The sequence below is a fragment of the Labilibaculum antarcticum genome, from assembly GCF_002356295.1.
GTDB classification, from domain to species: domain Bacteria; phylum Bacteroidota; class Bacteroidia; order Bacteroidales; family Marinifilaceae; genus Labilibaculum; species Labilibaculum antarcticum.
In genome coordinates this window covers 5,222,919-5,241,035 of the sequence record NZ_AP018042.1, presented here as the reverse complement: position 1 = coordinate 5,241,035, position 18,117 = coordinate 5,222,919, and the positions used below count along the sequence as shown (strand labels likewise).

The window sequence follows — 18,117 nt, the reverse complement described above, 5'->3', positions numbered from 1 at the left end:
AAGAAGATGAAAACAAAATTAATTGTGCTGGGAGTGCTTTTACTACTCATGGGAATCAGGTCGCAAAAAGCTATTGCACAGGCCGCCGTCACTGATGTGGGAGCAGGAATCCAAAGGGAAGCCCTTTGGACGAAGGAAAAAAGCATTCTGTCCAAAATCAATTGGTACAATGTGCTGATCAAAGCCTTGAACGGAGACATCAAAGGCCTGACCGGAGAAATGCTGGGCATCGACCAGAAGATGCTGGAAAGCCTGGAGAAAGTATCTGCTCTGATCAAGGACTACAAAAGAGTGCAGGAAACCAAAAATATGCTGGGCAAGATCACGGACATTTATACCCATAAATTGCCACAGCTCATCAAGGATGAGAACTTCACCAATCAGCAGGCCGTGGCCATCGTTCAATCCTTTGATTTGATTCTGGACGACAGCAGTCAACTGGTGAATACCGTCCTAACTACCATTCTGAAAGACAATCTTCTGATGATGGATGACAAGCAGCGCTACGATACTATCAATGGGGTGTACCTGAATGTGAAACAGCATTACGGAACCATTTGTTACCTCTACAACAAGCTGCTTTATGCTTCCTATCTGAAAAGTTATGAAAGCAATACGCTGGAAGGCTTTGCCATGTATTACTCTTTGTACAAATAATTTGATTCCCATGAAAAAATCAAAATTAGCCGGCATTCTGTTTGTTCTGTTTTTGCTGTTTCAATCAGCAGGAATAGTAAGCGGACGAGCCGTTGCCATCAAAAAATGGAAGGGTAGATACCCACAGATGAAGAATGATTACCCACTCACTTTTATTGCCTTTAAGGGGTGGTTGCCTCCCGTGCCTCACTTGTTTATCAAAACACCGCTCACGCATTACTACTGGAAAGTGAAATCCATGCCGGTAACGGATTCTGAGGAATTGGAAGGAAAGACAAAAACGGGATTGATGCGTCTGGCAGCAAAACTCATGGAGCGTTTCCAGTTCAAGGGAAGATACCAGGAAACAAACTGGATTAAAATACTGAATGCAGGGCAAAAAGAAATCGGTCAAAAATTATTCGACAGCCGTTCCGATCAGTTGGAAGACCTCTATGGCCTTACCGAAACATTCATTGCCTTGTATGAGAATCTGGATCGTTTGGATCATCTGGAAAAGGGAGGGGAAGTCAAGAAAGTGCTTAAAAAGGAAGCCAATGAAATGCTGGAGCAGTTTCTGATGGTCAACTTTTTGGAATCCGAACAGGGAGAGAAGCTGCAGGCTTTCACAGATCTGAAAATGGCTGTACACAAATTCAGTGGTGAACTGGATTATACCTACAACAAACTAAAATACTTCAATTTATTTACGACGCAGCATAGCAGTTCTTATGCCTTTTTAACCCAATAAAACGAATGTCATGTTCTTACAAGTACTCACAACAGATGATTTTTTTGCCTTTACAGATACTTTGATTGTCGGCGGAATCGACCATGCCCGGCTTTTGGTGGACATGGCCAGAGCCATTGGGGGAATTGCAGCCTTCTTTTACATCTCCAAACGGATTTACGAGGAGCTCATTGCGGACAATCCCATTTCACTTTTGCCTCTATTGCGTCCCTTTGCCTTTGTTCTGGTTCTGAGTTTTTGGGGCGTTTTTGTGAATCTGCTCCTAGTGCCGACCAAAGGACTGGCTTCCCTTTCAGAAAGCATCTACGCCAACAAAAAGGCGCTGGTGGCCCTCTTGTTGGAGCAGAAACAGGATGCCATGCTGGCATCGGATTTACCCATTTTCTATGAAAATGAGGAGAAGGAAGCAGCTCTTTGGGACAAGGGTATTAACCTACTGCTGACCAGCTACAACATCATCACCGGAAGGGCCATTCAAAACCAGATTAACTTTTACATCATGGATGCCATCCGGCAGGTGCTGGAATCCCTGTTTGAGGCCATTGTTTATTTGATTGCTTTTCTGCGCACGGTCTTTTGTGTCCTGCTGGTGATCTTTGGCCCCTTGGTTTTTGCCCTGTCCATTTTTGATGGATTTCAGGACAACTACCTGCAATGGATCGCCCGTTTTATCAATGTAAACCTCTATCTGCCCATTGCTCTTTTGATTCTCTCATTGGATCAGGAGGTGCTGATTTACATGCTGGAATGGGAGATCATTCAGATCAACAGCATGCTGATTTATCAGCCTCAAATGTTCTATGTCTCCAGCCTGATTGTTCCGGTTTGCGGAATCATAGGCCTGAGTATGGTGCCCAGGATTGCCTCCTGGATTGTACAGGCCTCGGGAACAGGTTCCGGAGGAGGAAGAATGGTCCGGACTGCAGCCACCATGGCAATTACCAAAGGCATGTTGAAATAAATACAAGAGGAAATTATGCGAAAAATATTCGACATTCAAAGAAAATTCCGATTCACCGTTTATGTGCTGCTTCTTACCAGTATCTCCCTGATCGGGTTAAGCGTTTATGTGTTCTCCATTTCCTTGGATCTGGTGGAACGGTCCAAGCAAAAAATCTATGTGCTGGACAATGGGAAATCTCTTTTAGTAGCCCTTCGGGAAGACATCACCGAGAACCGGAATGCGGAAGCCAGGGATCATGTGAAACGCTTTCATGAGCTGTTCTTTACCCTGGAACCCGACAAGGAGTACATCGAAAACAATGTTAGGGAAGCCCTGTATCTATCGGATCGTTCGGCCATGGATCAATACCAGTCCTTCAAGGAGAACAATGTCTACAATCAGGTGATTGCCTCCGACATCAGCATGACCCTGCAGACCGACTCGATTGATCTGGACTTTTCAGCCTATCCCTACCGCTTCCATTTTTTTGGAAAACAGAAGATTGTCCGCAAGTCCAACATCACCATTCGGAATTTAAGCACTTCCGGAGCGATGCGGAACATCTCCAGAACGGATAACAATCCCCATGGCTTTTTACTGGAGAACTGGAGGATAGAGGACAATAAGGATTTGGAAACCACCAGACGAAAACAATTCTAAAAAATATCATTATGGAAAAGAAGAGATCTACTAGGCAGATCAAAAGTCTTACAATGCTTTTTGATGACTGGCTGAGCAAAGCCGATGAAAAGGACAAGGCCTTGGCTCCGAATGTGAGAAAAGGAAAATGGGCACTGATTCTGTTTGCATTTTCCCTTCTGTTTGCCGGCTCTTTTGTCTGCTTGCCGGTGGCGCAGTTTTTAGGGACCAGGATGGAATCACCCTCTGGAAATGCCTATGAAACAAGAGAGATGGAATCCGGCAAGCCAACATTTGAGATGCCGGTGGATTCATTTGAAAATCAACTTAAACGAAATTTACATGAGAACTTATCTGAAAAAAAATAAGGCCTTGCTGATCCTGCCTTTGCTACTGCTTCCCTTTGTGATCCTCATTTTTTACATTCTGGGAGGCGGAGAAAAGGCGCTGAATCAAAAGGTCCTGGCAAATCAAAATGATGGAAAAGAAGGAGTCAATTACATTCTTCCCGAAGCGGAAAGGAACATCGTGATTTTTGATAAAATGGAGGCCTATCAGCAGCAGGATCTGGCTGTTCAAATGGGAAATGAAAACTCCCAGGAAGAGCTGGATTCTGTAGAAAGCAGATTGTCCGGTAGTGAAACATTGAAAGAACCGGACAGTCTTTTGGTTCTTCTGAAAAAAGGATCCGAAGAAGATATTTCTGAACCCTTGCTGGCACACATCCGGCAAAAGCAGGAGCTGATGAAAGGGGAACTGGAACAGGAGATTTCCGGGAAACAAATGCAAGAGCCTAAAATCAGAAAGAAGCAGGCAGCTAAAGCTAAAAGTCCTGCAATTGATCGGGAAAAGGATTTGAAAAACAGTAAAACCAGTTTTCTGGAATCGGAAACAGGGCTGGAGGAACTGGAACAGGTCTTTGAGGAGAACAGCCGTCTGAATCAGGAAAATGATTCCCTGAAATTTGATCTGGAGCAAAGGGAGAGGCAGCTTTCCCTGCTCAAAGAACAAGGACTCAGCAGCTTTAACCTGGAACAAAAAGAGGAGCTGAACTTCAACGGAAAGAGGACTTCCCATGCCATGATCAGGGCCGAAATTTATGAAAGCAGCAAGGTGCTGGACGGGAACCGCATCAAAATGCGTCTGCTGGAAGATGCCTGGCTGAACGGACAGAAAGTATCCGGGAATACCTTTTTATACGGGATTTGTAAGATCAACAATGAGCGCCTGCACATCCGGGTTTCCAGTTTTCCCATTGCAGATTATTTTCTGCCCGTGGATTTGCAGATTCATGATTTGGATGGTCTGCCGGGTCTGTATATTCCGGACAATGCGGCCAGAAGGGTGAGCAAGGAGGTGGGAAGCAGAACCAATGCTTCAACGCTATGGGGAATGAGTAGTGATCCGCTGGCCAATATGGGTATTTCAGCAGCTGATCAAACCACCCAAATCCTCCTGAAAAGAGTCAGACTAAAAAAAGTCAGCATCAAGAAAAATACCCTTGTTTATTTAATCAATAAAAATCAGCAGCCATGAAAAAATACAGCATTACCTTTTTTCTTTTGTTTCCCTTGATCCTGTTTGCAGAAAATCAGATCAAGGTTTGTGAGAACAAAGTCATCCATCTGATTTCAGAGGATAAGATCACCTATCTGCAGCTGGGCAATCAGGATGTTGTCCTGGCTGAAATTGTACCGGAACATCCGAATCTGGTTCGCATCAAAGCTTTGGGCGGATTTGAAGGGGAAAGCTCCATTACTCTGGTTTCTGCCGGACAGCTCTATACGCTGCTCCTGACTTATGGCACAGATCCGGAAAACGCTTATCTGCTTCAGGAATTTGAGTCCCGGGAGGCCGATCTGTACTTGGGTCAGCTGATGAGTAGGGAGGATCTGGATGAGAACTGCAGAAGGATTTTGGCAGATCAAAAACGAAGGGGCAGAAGCCACAAAATGGCCAAAGACGGCATCAGTCTGCACTTGAGGAACATCTACCTGAGCAATGATGTCCTGTTTTTTGAAGTTAGTATTACAAATCATACGGATATGGGGTATGATGTGGAGAGTTTTCAATGGTGGATTGCTGATAAAAGGCAGTTTCGGGCCAGCAATGCTCAGGAGTATCAGCTGCATCCCCGCTTTCAGTACTACTCGCTGGCTTACATCCCGGCTCAAAGCTCTGTCCGGGAAATTTTTGTTTTGCCCAAGCTGAATGTTCCCGATCAGCGGATCCTGCGCATTGAAATGCTGGAAAAAGCCTTGGGGAACACCGGGAGAAAGCTCAGTCTGGAATTGGAAAACAGAGACATTCTAAAAGCTGAAAATTTATAAGTCCTAAAGAACAGGAAACAATGAGTGATGAATCCAGAGAATTGGTCAAGCTGCATGAGGGATTTCGGTTTTTTTCCTACTCCCTTTTGATCCTGTCTTTGTATCTGAGTCAAATGACTTTTTTTAAAGGTGCAGGGATCTATCAGGAAGAATTGGAAGCCCTGTTTACCAAACTGATGAGTCTTGAGTTTTTAAGTTCGCCACTTTACTCCAAAACGGTCTGCCTGGTGTTTTTGATCATTACCTGCATCGGCACCAAAGCCAAAAAGGACAGGGAACTGAAGATTTCCACCCTGATTTTTCAGGTTCTGTTTGGCTTGCTTTTGTACTGGGGCAGCTTGCTGCTGGTCAAATGGCAGGCGGGTCTTTACCTTTTGTTTTCCTTTTGGGGCTTTGTGCTTTTGAACATTGCCTTTGACAACATTTCCAAACTGATCAATGTAAATCTGATGAAAGATCGTTTCAACAAGGAGAATGAAAGTTTTCCACAGAACCAGGAGCTGAAAGAAAATGAATATTCGGTCAATCTGGCGAGTCTGTTTCAATACCAGGGAGAAGAGAAGCAGGGATGGATCAATGTGGTCAATCCATTTCGGGGAAGCATGGTGATCGGAACACCTGGATCGGGGAAATCCTTTTCTGTGGTACTGCCTTTTATCAAACAGCACCTGAACAAGGGTTTTTGCATGTGTGTGTATGATTTTAAATTTCCGGATTTATCGGAAGTGGCCTACAATCATTTTCTGAAGGCCAAAAAGAACCGGAAACTGCCGGCCGTTTCGGCCTTTTACATCATCAACTTTGATGACATCCGAAAATCCTATAGATGCAATCCCTTGGCCCCTGAACTCATGGAAAGCCCCATTGATGCCTTTGAATCATCCCGGACGGTTCTCTACAATCTGAACCGGGAGTGGATTCGAAAACAAGGGGAGTTCTTTTCCGAATCTGCCGTCTCCTTTTTTGCCGCGGTCATCTGGTTTTTGAAGCGCTACCAAAACGGACAGTATTGTACCCTGCCTCATGCCATAGAACTCCTGCAGCTGGACTATGATGATCTGTTTGAAGTGCTTTCACAGGAAAAGGATGTGGTGAACATCATCAACCCTTTTCTCAATGCGCACCATAGGGGAGCCAGTGAACAGCTGGAAGGACAGTTGGGAAGTTTAAAGATTGCTATTTCCAAGATTAGCAGCCGGGAGATATACTGGATTTGTTCTGGGAATGATTTCTCTTTGGACATCAATGATCCCCAACGGCCCAAAGTAATTTGCCTGGCCAACAATCCGCTTCGCATTGAAATGTACGGAGCCGTACTTTCCCTCTACATCACCAGAATGCTGAAGGTGATGAACCGAAAGGGCCAGCGCAAATCCTCCTTGATCTTTGATGAGCTGCCGACCATCTATTTTCGGGGTTTGGATACCCTGATCGCAACGGCCCGAAGCAACCTGATTTCCACTTTGCTGGGCATGCAGACCATCGATCAGCTGATCCGGGACTGCGGGAAGGAGCAGGCCAATGCCATCCTGACCAACATTGGGAATGTGTTTGCCGGTCAGTCAGTTGGAGATACGGCCAGGTTCATTCAAAGCAGAATGGGGAAAATTCTGCAGGAGAGACAGTCCGTTACGATCAACAGAAACACTCAATCCACTTCCTTTTCCACCCAGATGGATTATCTGGTTCCGGAAGGGAAAATTGCTACCCTGCCACAAGGAGTGATGGTGGGACAGATCGCCGATAATTTTGGAGAGGAGGTCGGCCAAAAGAATTTCAACAGTTTGATTCAGGTGGATGCCCGTCAGGTGAAAACAGAGGAGAAGCACTATCAGTCCATCCCTGATATTTATCAATTTGATAATGTGGAAGCTGTGCTGGAAAACAATCGCAGCCGAATCTGTGAAGACATACAGAAAATCTTATTGGAAAGTAAAAGAAATACGCAATAAGTGAAGCCTGTGTAAGTAGAATGCTAACAAATAAAATTTGAAATGATGGAACAAACAACAAGAATTACCAAGGAAGAGATCCCTTTTGAAAAGCTGGAGAAAGCCGGGATCAAAAAAGATTTTGTGGATCGCATGGAAAGTCAGGAATTGAAAGATTTCTTAAATGGCTTCCGGTCTGCCAAACTCTATACGGTCAATGCCAATATCAATGAAGAGAAGTATCGGATTCCTGCGAAAATCAGGTTGCAGCAGGCAGAAGATGGCAGTGTGAACGTAAAGGTGCATCCCATTCAACGTCTGCACATTCCCGATGAATATTTGGGCCACAAATTTACCAAGGAAGAAAAAACGGCTCTTTTGGAAGACAAACATTTGGGAAAGACCATTGAGATGACCAACCAAAAGGGCGAAAAGGACACTTACTATCTGTCTTTGGATGCCAAAACCAATGAACTGATTCCTCTTCGTTCCAAGCACATCCGGGTACCGGAAAAGATCAAGGGAGCAAGTCTTTCCGAAGAACAAAAACAGCAATTGGCAGCAGGAAAGAAAATTCATCTGGATGGGATGACCGGGAAAAATGGAAAGAAATTTTCAGCATCTCTTCAGGTAGATGCAGCCAATCGGAGCATCAATTTTTCCGGTTTTAAACAGGAGAAAGAAAAGGAGAGGGAGCAGAAGACCGAAAAAAAGAAAGGAACAAAACAGAAAGTAGGATAAGATAATCGTGCTTGGGTTAAGGTGAGGGAGGACAAATCCATTTGTTTGGTGGTCTTCCCTTTTCTGAAAAAAGGAGCTTCAAACTTGACGACTAAAAAAATGTAAAGAGGGGAATGCAAGATGTGTTTTTGTTCCACAAAAACTCTTGTGCCTTCCGGCAGGGACTTTTCATCTGGGGATGAAAAGCTTGATTGTCCATAGGACAAGGAGGAATAGATATGAGACCTAAAACAGAAGAATACAATAAGTTGGAACATGGAGTTCGGATTCGTTTGACCCAACTGGAAAAGAAACTACTTCTAAAAAGATGCAAAAAGGAAGGCTACCGAACGCTGAGTGATTTTTGCCGGGCAAAGCTGGTGAAGAAACGAGAAATCCGAAAAATTGAGGTGAGTGAAGACTTTGTTCAGATCACCAAAAAATTGGATTACCAGCTCAATAAAATTGGCGTGAATCTCAACCAGATTTCCAAGAATATCAATTCCGGTCAGGTTCATCAATTTGGAGCTTCGGATCGTGAAGTCTTTCTAAAAGTTTTGCAGGAGCTTCGGAACTGTTTTTCCGTTTTGCAAAACTACATGGATGTCATTGAATAAAAGCAAAAACTCCTTTTATGGTTATCGTTATCCATCAAACTGCTAGTACCGAGAATGCTTTCCTTTATAACGAAAAAAAGGTGGAGCAGAAAGTAGCGAGTTATTTCCATAGTGTGAATACCAAAGCTATTAATCCCTTTTTTTTCGATAAGAGCCATCGTTTAAAAGAACTTACCGATATCGAAAAGCTAAATCCTAGAGTGAAAAACAAATGCCTTCACATCTCCGTAAATCCATCTACAGATGATTCTCTGAAATTAAATGATCCGATCATTCGAAAGGAAATTGACCAGTTTATGCAACACATGGGCTATGGGGATCAGACGTATTTTGTCTACAAACACAAAGATTTGGAGAGGACTCATTTTCATATTGTATCTACGCGAATCGACAAATACACCGGTAAGAAAATCAAGGACAATCATGAGCGGCAAAAGGCCCAGAATTTCATCAAGGAATTAGAACTTAGACATCAGTTGGATAATCGTAAAAGATCAGAGAAAGCCGTTTTTAAATTTTCAGCCCAAAGCCGGAACATCAAGCACAGTCTGGAGAGTCTTTTTTATCAGGTCAACCAGATGGAGGCCATTAACACGAGAGAATTATATGATGAAACCTTAAGACTGTTCAATGTGGAGATCCGTAAATCGGGGAGAGGTCATATTGTAGTCGTGACTGATGGGCTTGGGAAGGTAATTCGCTATCCAATTCGTTTGTCTAAGTTTCAAGAGAAGCCGAATTTCTATTTGTCTGAAAAATTGTATGCTACACCGAAAGAGAACGCAAGGAAAACAATAGCATCCAAGTGCGGAGTTACTGAAGATTTATTGAAAGAATTTTTTAAATAGTATTTGGCAAGAAAGGAAGAGCAAAAAAAGAATAAAAGTTTTCGATTACCAAAGAAAAACAACAAGCGAAGAAAGAGGTGATTTTTAGTTACGACAAGTTTTGGCGTAGTGTTGACATAAATTTATCTTTTTAAAATTTAATCTATAAGTTTAAGATAAACAATAGTTTATAGATTATCTTCAAACATGGCAGGTTTGACACCTTTTTAATGAAGTACAAATTAGTACATTGTAAATCCAACATAATAATAGGGTGGTTTGGGAGGATTTTAGTATCTAATTCAGATAGGAGTTTCTGAGTAGAGTTGTTATTTAAAAATATGTATATGAAACAGGGAGTTGATACGCATAGAGTTTTTGCTGATTATTTTGATGATACTGAAATAAAAGCGTTGGCTTATGCTGTTTCTAAAAACTTAAGTGAAGGTCATATTTGTTTGGATATTGGTGCTTACAATGATTTGATTACCGGTAAAGAGGAAAGTGAGATTATTGAAATAAACCCATTTCTACAAAAGAGCCATTTATTTTGTGTTGATGAGATTAAAAAATCATCTTTTGTAATGAATGGAGATTCGGAAACGAGACCATTTGTTTTACAGAACGGAAAACTTTATTTACAGCGCTACTTCGAATATGAATCTGAAATTATTCAACAGATCAAAGCCTTTGTTGAGAATGAGGAACGTAATCTGTTTAAGAATAGGGCAATTTTAATCAATCAAAAAGAATTCATTCAGACGCTTTTCAGTTCATCGGATACTGTGGAGAATTTGTCACTTGCAGAACGGGTCAATTGGCAACTTGTCGCAGGCTTGTCTGTTATTCAAAAACATATTTCTATAATTACAGGAGGACCTGGTACTGGCAAAACAACTACCGTTGCCAAAATTCTTGCAATTTTATATCGCGACAATCCAAATTTGAAAGTTGCATTAGCTGCACCAACAGGAAAGGCTGCTGCACGAATGAAAGAATCCTTAAGTCAGGCTCGTGATATTCTGCCAAATTTGTCTCAGGATGTAAAGGATCGATTTGATGATTTAGAAGCGAAAACCATTCACAGGCTTTTGGGATATAAAATGAACTCCCCTTATTTTAGACATGATGCGATCAATAAATTGGATTACGATCTGATTGTAGTTGATGAATCGTCAATGATTTCCGCTCCTCTTATGGCAAAGCTATTTGCAGCGGTTTCCCCTTTAACTAGAATTGTATTGTTAGGAGACAAGAACCAATTGGCATCGGTGGAAGCGGGCAGCGTTTTTGGCGATATCTGCCTCTCTCTTGGTGAGGATATGAATCGCTTTTCTGAGGAGAATGGTGCATTTATGAACAGCTTCATTTCACAAGCTGATGCTCAAATGTCAGAGAAATTTATAAGGACTACTCCTGTCGTGAATTTGATGGCCGAACATATTGTTGAATTAAAAAGAAGTCATCGTTTTAAGAGTACCGAAGGGATTGGTTTGTTTAGTAAAGCTCTTATCCAGGGAAGTGTATCAGAAAAGGACTATCAGGATAGTGAAAATTGCCAGGGAGAATTTGTAAAGGTAGAGGAGAATGAAAACTCGCCTATCTTATCCGAATTAATGATCAAATACAAAAGATACATCTGTGAGGAAAATATAGCAAAGGCTTTGCAGTATATAAATGATGTTCGGTTTTTGTGTGCGGTGCATGAAGGAAAGTATGGTGTAAAGCATTACAATATGCTCATTGCGAAATTCCTACAGCAGAAATCTTTATTAAGTCCTCAGGAAGGATTTTACGAAAATCAACCCATTATCGTAACTAGAAATGATTATAGCTTAGGTCTTTATAATGGAGATGTAGGAATCATTCGTAACGATGAGAATGGTGTTTTAAAAGCTTGGTTCGAGGGTGTTGATGGTGAATTAAAACAAGTTTTACCCGGTTTCATATCTGCCTTCGATACGGTATTTGCAATGACCATACATAAAAGCCAAGGATCGGAATTTTCCTCTGTTGCGGTCATATTGCCTGGCGATGAGGATTTAGCAATTCTCACTCGGGAATTACTATACACCGGAATAACAAGAGGTAAAAAGGAAGTAATCCTATTTGGGAGCAAGACAGTGATAAATGATGCGGCGCAGCGAAAAGTGGAGAGAGCATCAGGAATTATGGAACGAATTCAATAATATTTTCAGGTGAGCATATACATATATACCTCCAACTTACTGGAGAATTTAGCAAAAGTATTTAGTAAAAACAATCGGGCAAATACACAGGTGTTTGGATCAGATGTAATTATTACACAAACCGAAGGAATTGGTTCCTGGCTGGCAGTGACCAGTTCTCAAACCAATGGGATTTTTGCGAATCACACTTTTAGTAATCCAACTGATTTTATCAATCAGATTTTTAAATTGGCAGATTTACATTTTGATTTCCGATATGGACAGCAAAATTTGCGATGGATGCTTTTTCTTCTATTGGGTAAAAAGGATTTTATTGTGCGCTTTCCTTTGGTTGCAAATTATTTTGATGGAAATGAGATCAAACGCTTTCAATTAGCGGCCGAATTGGCTGATATTTTCGACCAGTACATGTTGTTTCGGACCGATTATATCGAAGCTTGGAACAAGGGAGAACATCCTTGTTTTATAGATTCAGAATTACAAGAAGACTTTGCGAAGCAGGAAGCTTGGCAATCCTACCTTTGGCAGCAAGTAAAGGCTAATTTTTCTGATTTGGGTGCCGATCGTGTAGAAATGAAGAATCGTTTATTGGAAAAATTAAGTGATAAAACGCTTCAGGATAAAATAAAAAATGCTTTTTCGCAAATCTCTTTTTTTGGACTATCCGTGATTTCCAATTATCACATGGATATTTACAATGCGATAGCTGCCTTTGCAGATTTAAACTTTTATGTACTGAATCCATCGCCTAACAGTGATTGGAACTCGAGACCACTCACAAATGATTTGCTTGACAATGAATTGTTCGATAGCTATAATGGCCTGGGAAAAACATCTTATGCATTATTGACGCAGAACAATTCAGACTTGATTGTTTGGGACGATAGTCATTCTGAAATGCCTGTTCCGAATAGTCTTTTAGGAAAAATACAGCACGACATTTATGCAAATGAGCTGGAAAAGAGAAATCAAATAGAAGAGCAGGACCTAAGGGATGAAAGTATTCAGATTGCTTCATCGTACACGCCGGTTCGCGAGTTGGAAGTTCTCTACAATTACCTGCTAAGGACCTTTGAGAAAGATCCTTCATTGAAAGCCTCTGATGTGTTGGTGCAGATATCCGATTTAGAAAAATACGCCCCTTATATTAAGGCTGTCTTTGACCATGCTCCAGTTAAAATTCCATATTCAATTTCAGATAAATCCTACAAAGGAGCTGATTCCATTGTAGGAGTATTGGATCAGATTTTGAGTTTAAGACAAGAAGATTTAAGTTCAGAAATTGTCGTTCAGTTATTGGATTCTTCTTTTATCAGAAATAAGTTTGACATTACGGATTTGGAGTTCATTCGAAATTTGGTCGGAGAAGCCAATATTAGAACAGGAGTTGATGGAAGAAGGGAAGATGATACCCGTTTTATTTCCTGGCGGTATGGTTTGCAAAGAATGCTTTTGGCTTATGCCATAAAAGGGGGAGAAGCTGTTCAGTCATACGATGATGTATTGCATCCATTGGATAGTTTTGAAGGCAATGATGCCTACGAAATGCTCCGATTCAAAGCCTTTGTTGATGTCTTGATCGAAGCAGTAGAAGGAAGAGAGAAAAACAGAACGCTTAGCGAATGGAAAAATTATGTGCTGAATGACGTTTTGGATGTGTTGATCGAATTTGATGAAGACAGTAACGATGAATACAAATATATAGTTGATCAATTAAATGCCTTTGATCGCTCAGCTGATTTTATTAGCGACGAAATAAGCTATGACTTATTTGATCAGGCATTTAATATCGGATTGTTTTCGGAAAACAGAAAGGGAGGATTTAATCGGGGCCGATTAAGCTTTTGCTCCATGATTCCCTTGCGCAGTATTCCATTTAAAGTGATTGCAACGCTTGGACTGGATTCTGATAAATTACCCAGAAAATCGACCTGCAATGGCTTCGATTTAATGCGTTTTGAAAAGAGGATTGGTGACAGGGATACAACAGTAAACGATCGTTACTTGTTTTTAGAGACCATCCTTTCAGCTCGAAAGAATCTATATCTCAGCTATATTGGGAATAGTGTTAAAAACAACACCGAGCAACCTGCATCTCTATTGCTTGATGAATTTTTGGATTACCTGCAGGCAGGGAATGCCAATGCAAAAGACCTATTGTTCACCCGTCATCCTATGCATAGTTTTAGTAAGATTTATTATTCGTCGGATAAAAAGTACTACAGCTATTTAAACAATTGGGATGATTTGGCAAAGGCTGCTAAAATAGAAAAATCGGAGAAGGAAGAAAAGCCGGATCTTACACAGATACAAATGAAGGATGTGATCCGCTTTTGCAAGGATCCATTCAAATACTACTACAATAATGTTCTGCGGATTTACTATAACGATGAGGAGATTCTTTTGCCTGAAACGGAATTGTTTGCTCTTGATATGTTGCAGCAGTATGGCAGAAAAATGGATTTGCTAAAAACGCTTGATCAGGATATGGAAAACTATCTGATAAAAGGGAAGAGGATTGGTTATCTGCCTTTGGCCAATATGGGTGAAGTTAGCATGATAGCCGTTCGTAATGAAATTGATGTGCTTCGAAATCAATGGCAAATTGCTTGTTCTGGAAAAGAGGAGCAAAAGTTAAGCCTGACTGTTTCCTGGGATGATTTACCACAGATAGCTGCCGGAGAACTGCATGCTGAAATTGATCAGATATACGGAGACAAGCATTTGTTTGTGAATGTATCCAGTGAAGGCAGTCGCGATAAATATCTGGTTGAGGCCTGGATTAAACATTTGGTTTTGATGGCCAATTCCTGCAATGTGGATACGGTTTTTATGGCAAAATATTTAGAAAAACCAGTTGAGTTTTGCCGCCACCTAATGTCTCCGGAATTAGCGAAGGAGAATTTGAAGGAGCTGGTCGTATTGTTTCGATTGGGACATGAAAAAATCATTCCTTTTTTGCCGAAACAAGGATTTAAGTTCGTGAAGGATGAGAACTATGATGAGAATAAAATGCTTTTGGATCTTAAAAAAGAAGGAATATATGATGACTATAGACCTTGGACTAATGTTTATATAAGTAAAGAAATAGAATTGGGGATGTTTGGCAATTTGAATGCAGAGACCCCTGATAAAGAAGCTTTACAAAATTTAAGTCAGAATCTTTTTGGCAGATTGGTGAGTGATGAGTTGTTCTAGTAAATACAGGAAGACAAAAAAATGACAGAGCTAAGCAAACAAGAGTTTAAGGTTGATAGTGTTGAACTAAGCGGGAGTAATTTAATTGAAGCCAGTGCTGGAACCGGTAAGACCTTTTCCATTGGGATATTAGTCTTGCGCTTGATTTTGGAAAAAAACTTAAATCTACCTCAGATACTAATGGTAACATTTACCAAAGCAGCGGTGGCTGAATTAGAGTCTCGCATTCGAAAATTTATTCGTGAGGCACAAGCTTATGCACGACAAACAGGAACGTGCGATGACATGATTGCTCGAATCGTAGATAGCAGCATTGCCGAAATAGGTCGGGAAGAAGCGGTGAATCGTCTTCGAAAGGCCAAACTGAACCTGGATGAAACGGTTATTTTCACCATACACAGTTTTTGTCAGAAAACACTAACTGAATTTGCTTTTGAAACAGGACAACTTTTCTCTGCTGAGGTAATCGAGAATAGTGCGGCCATTGTCAATACCGCCATTAATGAATATTGGCGACAAAAAATAACAATCCTTGAATCCTCTCATCTTCAATTACTTGTGAGTGATAAAATCTCGAGAGAAGATTTGGCCACTGTGGTGTCGAAAGCCCTTAGCGGGAAACATTTTGTGTACGACAAAGACTTGGATTTAGCAGAGGAATTTAAAAATTACTTTACAAAAAGAGAAAAAATTGATGAGGCCGAACAGGGGTTTGATCAATTGTTTGAAACTTCCAATGAGCGGGATTTTACGAAAATAAAGCAACAAAATCCGAACAGGACATTTGAGCCACTTTCCAATGATTCTGTGAAATTCAGAGCGAAACTGATCGAGAAAAAGGGAACAGGATATGTGAGTAAACTATTTCCAACTCTTCTCGATTCAGCTCTTAACATACAGGAAAGTATAGAAGAAGCCAAAGAATCATTGAAAGACATCAAGTGCTATTTGTATGGAGAAGCCATCGCCGACACAAAAGATTACATTCAAAAACGGAAACAGGATTTGAATGTGTTCACCTATGATGATTTAATTCAAAATTTAGCGGGTGCAGTCGAAAAGGACGATTCAGGCCTTCTGAAAGGAGAATTGCAAAAGAAATACAAAGCTGTTTTTATCGATGAATTTCAGGATACCGATAAAATGCAGTACGATATCTTTAACGGTCTCTTTGGTCAGAATAATATTCTCTTTTATATCGGAGATCCCAAACAGTCGATTTACGGATTTAGAGGTGCCGATATTGACACCTACAAATTTGCAGCTTCCCAGGTGCAGAACTCATACACCATGAGTCATAACTTTCGTTCAACACCGAATATGGTCGCGGCCCTCAATAGCTTTTTTAAGGTGGCAGACAATGCTTTTTGTGACGATAAAATCAGATATGAGCAGGTGGAAGCAGGAACTTCCTTGTCGGAGATGCAATATCAAGATGAGCCGGTAAAAAACATGGCTCAGATGTTTGTGAAGAACAATCAGGAAATCGCTCCGGCTGTCGCTTCTGAGATCTATCACTTATTGAGCTCCGATTACAAGCTTGAAGATAGAAAGGTGAAGCCATCCGATATTGTGGTTTTGGTTCGCACTAAAAATCAGGGGGCAGAGGTGAAGGCAGCCCTCTCAAAAATGAAAATTCCTGCGGTACGTATCGATGACAGCAAGGTATTGCAATCGGAAGAAGCCATATTGATCTCTTACGTCTTGCAAGCTTGTTTAAACCCAGATAAGGCAAATATCAACCGAGCTTTGCTAAATCGTTTAACAAACAGTACAAAAGCTGATCTTCTGACTTTAGATGATGAAAAAGAATTGAAGAACTTTAGAGAAATAAAAGAATCCTGGTTAAAATCGGGAATCTATGCTTCTTTAACTCTCTTCCTAAAAAAATATTCGGTTGGGTCTAACTTGCTTAATTCGGCAGATGGAGAACGGGCCCTCACAAATCTGCTCCAAATTATCGAATTGCTTCACAAAGCAGAAGTTGACAGGCAATTGTTGCCCGCAGAACTAGTATCATATCTGCAAAAGCTAATTGCCGGAGCCGAAGAAGAAGGCGATGAATATGTGCAACGCATGGAGAGTGACGATGATGCCGTGAAAATTGTAACCATACATTCCAGTAAAGGTTTGGCCTACAACATTGTTTTTGCTCCCTATCTGGATTTAAAAGATGATTTTAATTGGAGAAGAGCTTTTGTAGAGTACAAAGATCCTGAGAATCAAAAATACTGCATCTCTCAATTTAAAACAGAGAGAGAAATAGGCTTGTATCAAGAGCAAACCGAACAGGAAAATCGCCGATTAATTTATGTTTGCCTTACCCGTACGGTTTATAAAGCTTATGTGTATACCACAAAGCGTGGAAGTGTTGAGGCTTTTCTTTCCGACCCATCCAATTGTCCTTATATCGAAAAACAGGACGTAAAAGATCTATCGGGTGAAAGATATAGCAATGAGGAAGAAAAAGTGCTTCGTAAAGCCAGGAAATTTGAGGGGAACATACAAGTCTCCTGGCAAATGCTGAGTTTTTCGGCCTTGAACAAGCACCACCAGACTTATCCCAAAACACAACACGATTTGGAAAATGACTACGACACATTTGTATTTGAGCAGTTAACGAAGGGGAATGTAGCCGGAAATTTTCTGCATGAATTATTCGAAAATGCAGATTTCACCCAAAATAGCTTCCATTCGATAATTAAAAGAGTGGGGAAAGGCTATCCATCGGTTTATAAGGAAGAGCAACTGGAGAATTACAACCAGTTGATGTTAGAAGTATTGCAAGCCAATTTATCGGAAGAAAAACCGTGGTGTCTGCAACAAACGGACAAAAATAAAATGATTTCGGAGATGGAATTCTTCTTCGATATCAATGCATTTACGCCGAAAGAAATTAGTGTGCTATGCGAAAAGGCACGTGTTGATGATTCCCGAACACTGGAAGGTTTTATGACCGGCTTTATCGATCTGTTTTTTGAACACGATGGTAAATATTATATCCTCGACTGGAAATCAAACTTCCTTGGCAATTCCTTAACCGATTATTCTCCCGAGCGACTAGACGAGGTGATGACAGATAACAATTACCATCTGCAATACCTGATCTATACGATTGCAGTAAAGCGTTACCTGAAAATGCGTTTGCCAAATTTTAATTACGAGCGCGATTTTGGCGGTGTGTATTATCTGTTTTTGCGAGGGTGCAGGGCAGGAGGCAATACCGGAGTGTTTTATGCCAAGCCAAATAAAGAAAAGATAGAAGCAATGGATGATTTATTTCTTGCTCCGTCCGTTTATTAAGTAATATCACTGAAAAACAGCTGAGATAATTAT

Annotated in this window: 14 protein-coding genes; all 14 read left to right on the top strand. The window is 41.0% G+C overall.

The annotated features are described in order from the left end of the window. The first annotated feature begins 6 nt into the window (after positions 1-6). Positions 7-657 carry a hypothetical protein gene (locus tag ALGA_RS20910; protein ID WP_096432634.1) on the top strand — a complete coding sequence of 217 codons (651 nt, stop codon included), beginning with the start codon at positions 7-9 and terminating at the stop codon, positions 655-657. A 10-nt stretch (positions 658-667) separates the two neighbouring features. Next, complete coding sequence (locus ALGA_RS20905; protein ID WP_096432632.1) at positions 668-1,387, top strand: hypothetical protein; 720 nt, start codon at positions 668-670, stop codon at positions 1,385-1,387. A 10-nt stretch (positions 1,388-1,397) separates the two neighbouring features. Further along, positions 1,398-2,348 carry a hypothetical protein gene (locus ALGA_RS20900; RefSeq protein ID WP_096432630.1) on the top strand — a complete coding sequence of 317 codons (951 nt, stop codon included), beginning with the start codon at positions 1,398-1,400 and terminating at the stop codon, positions 2,346-2,348. Positions 2,349-2,363: 15 nt separating this feature from the next. Further along, on the top strand, positions 2,364-2,990 hold the full coding sequence (gene traK, locus ALGA_RS20895) for a conjugative transposon protein TraK (RefSeq protein WP_096432628.1): 627 nt from the start codon (positions 2,364-2,366) through the stop codon (positions 2,988-2,990). A gap of 11 nt (positions 2,991-3,001) precedes the next feature. Next, positions 3,002-3,337, top strand: coding sequence for a hypothetical protein (locus tag ALGA_RS23085; protein ID WP_162845506.1), 336 nt, complete (start codon positions 3,002-3,004; stop codon positions 3,335-3,337). Next, on the top strand, positions 3,312-4,505 hold the full coding sequence (gene traM, locus ALGA_RS20890; protein ID WP_162845505.1) for a conjugative transposon protein TraM: 1,194 nt from the start codon (positions 3,312-3,314) through the stop codon (positions 4,503-4,505). Before ALGA_RS23085 ends, traM begins: the two co-directional genes overlap by 26 nt. Then, a complete protein-coding gene (locus ALGA_RS20885) occupies positions 4,502-5,299 on the top strand; it encodes a DUF4138 domain-containing protein (RefSeq protein WP_096432624.1) in 798 nt (265 codons plus the stop codon). The genes traM and ALGA_RS20885 overlap by 4 nt, the downstream gene beginning before the upstream one ends. Positions 5,300-5,319: 20 nt before the next feature. Further along, a complete protein-coding gene (locus ALGA_RS20880; protein ID WP_096432622.1) occupies positions 5,320-7,251 on the top strand; it encodes a YWFCY domain-containing protein in 1,932 nt (643 codons plus the stop codon). A gap of 42 nt (positions 7,252-7,293) precedes the next feature. Continuing rightward, the gene (locus ALGA_RS20875; protein ID WP_096432620.1) at positions 7,294-7,971 is read left to right on the top strand and encodes a DUF3945 domain-containing protein; all 678 of its coding nucleotides are present in this window, start codon (positions 7,294-7,296) and stop codon (positions 7,969-7,971) included. A gap of 218 nt (positions 7,972-8,189) precedes the next feature. Then, on the top strand, positions 8,190-8,567 hold the full coding sequence (locus ALGA_RS20870) for a plasmid mobilization protein (RefSeq protein ID WP_096432618.1): 378 nt from the start codon (positions 8,190-8,192) through the stop codon (positions 8,565-8,567). A 17-nt stretch (positions 8,568-8,584) separates the two neighbouring features. Further along, positions 8,585-9,415: a relaxase/mobilization nuclease domain-containing protein gene (locus tag ALGA_RS20865; RefSeq protein ID WP_096432616.1), complete on the top strand. Its 831-nt coding sequence runs from the start codon at positions 8,585-8,587 to the stop codon at positions 9,413-9,415. A gap of 326 nt (positions 9,416-9,741) precedes the next feature. Beyond that, complete coding sequence (gene recD, locus ALGA_RS20860) at positions 9,742-11,583, top strand: exodeoxyribonuclease V subunit alpha (RefSeq protein WP_096432614.1); 1,842 nt, start codon at positions 9,742-9,744, stop codon at positions 11,581-11,583. Positions 11,584-11,592: 9 nt separating this feature from the next. Further along, positions 11,593-14,781 carry an exodeoxyribonuclease V subunit gamma gene (locus ALGA_RS20855; RefSeq protein ID WP_096432612.1) on the top strand — a complete coding sequence of 1,063 codons (3,189 nt, stop codon included), beginning with the start codon at positions 11,593-11,595 and terminating at the stop codon, positions 14,779-14,781. Positions 14,782-14,802: 21 nt separating this feature from the next. Beyond that, on the top strand, positions 14,803-18,084 hold the full coding sequence (locus tag ALGA_RS20850; protein WP_096432610.1) for a UvrD-helicase domain-containing protein: 3,282 nt from the start codon (positions 14,803-14,805) through the stop codon (positions 18,082-18,084). The last annotated feature ends 33 nt before the right edge of the window (positions 18,085-18,117 follow it).

Coding starts and splice junctions, on each gene's coding strand:
- recD (WP_096432614.1), top strand. CDS start 9,742: ATGAAACAGGGAGTTGATACGCATAGAGTTTTTGCTGATTATTTTGAT.
- ALGA_RS20910 (WP_096432634.1), top strand. CDS start 7: ATGAAAACAAAATTAATTGTGCTGGGAGTGCTTTTACTACTCATGGGA.
- ALGA_RS20870 (WP_096432618.1), top strand. CDS start 8,190: ATGAGACCTAAAACAGAAGAATACAATAAGTTGGAACATGGAGTTCGG.
- traK (WP_096432628.1), top strand. CDS start 2,364: ATGCGAAAAATATTCGACATTCAAAGAAAATTCCGATTCACCGTTTAT.
- ALGA_RS20850 (WP_096432610.1), top strand. CDS start 14,803: ATGACAGAGCTAAGCAAACAAGAGTTTAAGGTTGATAGTGTTGAACTA.
- ALGA_RS20875 (WP_096432620.1), top strand. CDS start 7,294: ATGATGGAACAAACAACAAGAATTACCAAGGAAGAGATCCCTTTTGAA.
- ALGA_RS20865 (WP_096432616.1), top strand. CDS start 8,585: ATGGTTATCGTTATCCATCAAACTGCTAGTACCGAGAATGCTTTCCTT.
- ALGA_RS20885 (WP_096432624.1), top strand. CDS start 4,502: ATGAAAAAATACAGCATTACCTTTTTTCTTTTGTTTCCCTTGATCCTG.
- ALGA_RS20900 (WP_096432630.1), top strand. CDS start 1,398: ATGTTCTTACAAGTACTCACAACAGATGATTTTTTTGCCTTTACAGAT.
- traM (WP_162845505.1), top strand. CDS start 3,312: ATGAGAACTTATCTGAAAAAAAATAAGGCCTTGCTGATCCTGCCTTTG.
- ALGA_RS20905 (WP_096432632.1), top strand. CDS start 668: ATGAAAAAATCAAAATTAGCCGGCATTCTGTTTGTTCTGTTTTTGCTG.
- ALGA_RS23085 (WP_162845506.1), top strand. CDS start 3,002: ATGGAAAAGAAGAGATCTACTAGGCAGATCAAAAGTCTTACAATGCTT.
- ALGA_RS20880 (WP_096432622.1), top strand. CDS start 5,320: ATGAGTGATGAATCCAGAGAATTGGTCAAGCTGCATGAGGGATTTCGG.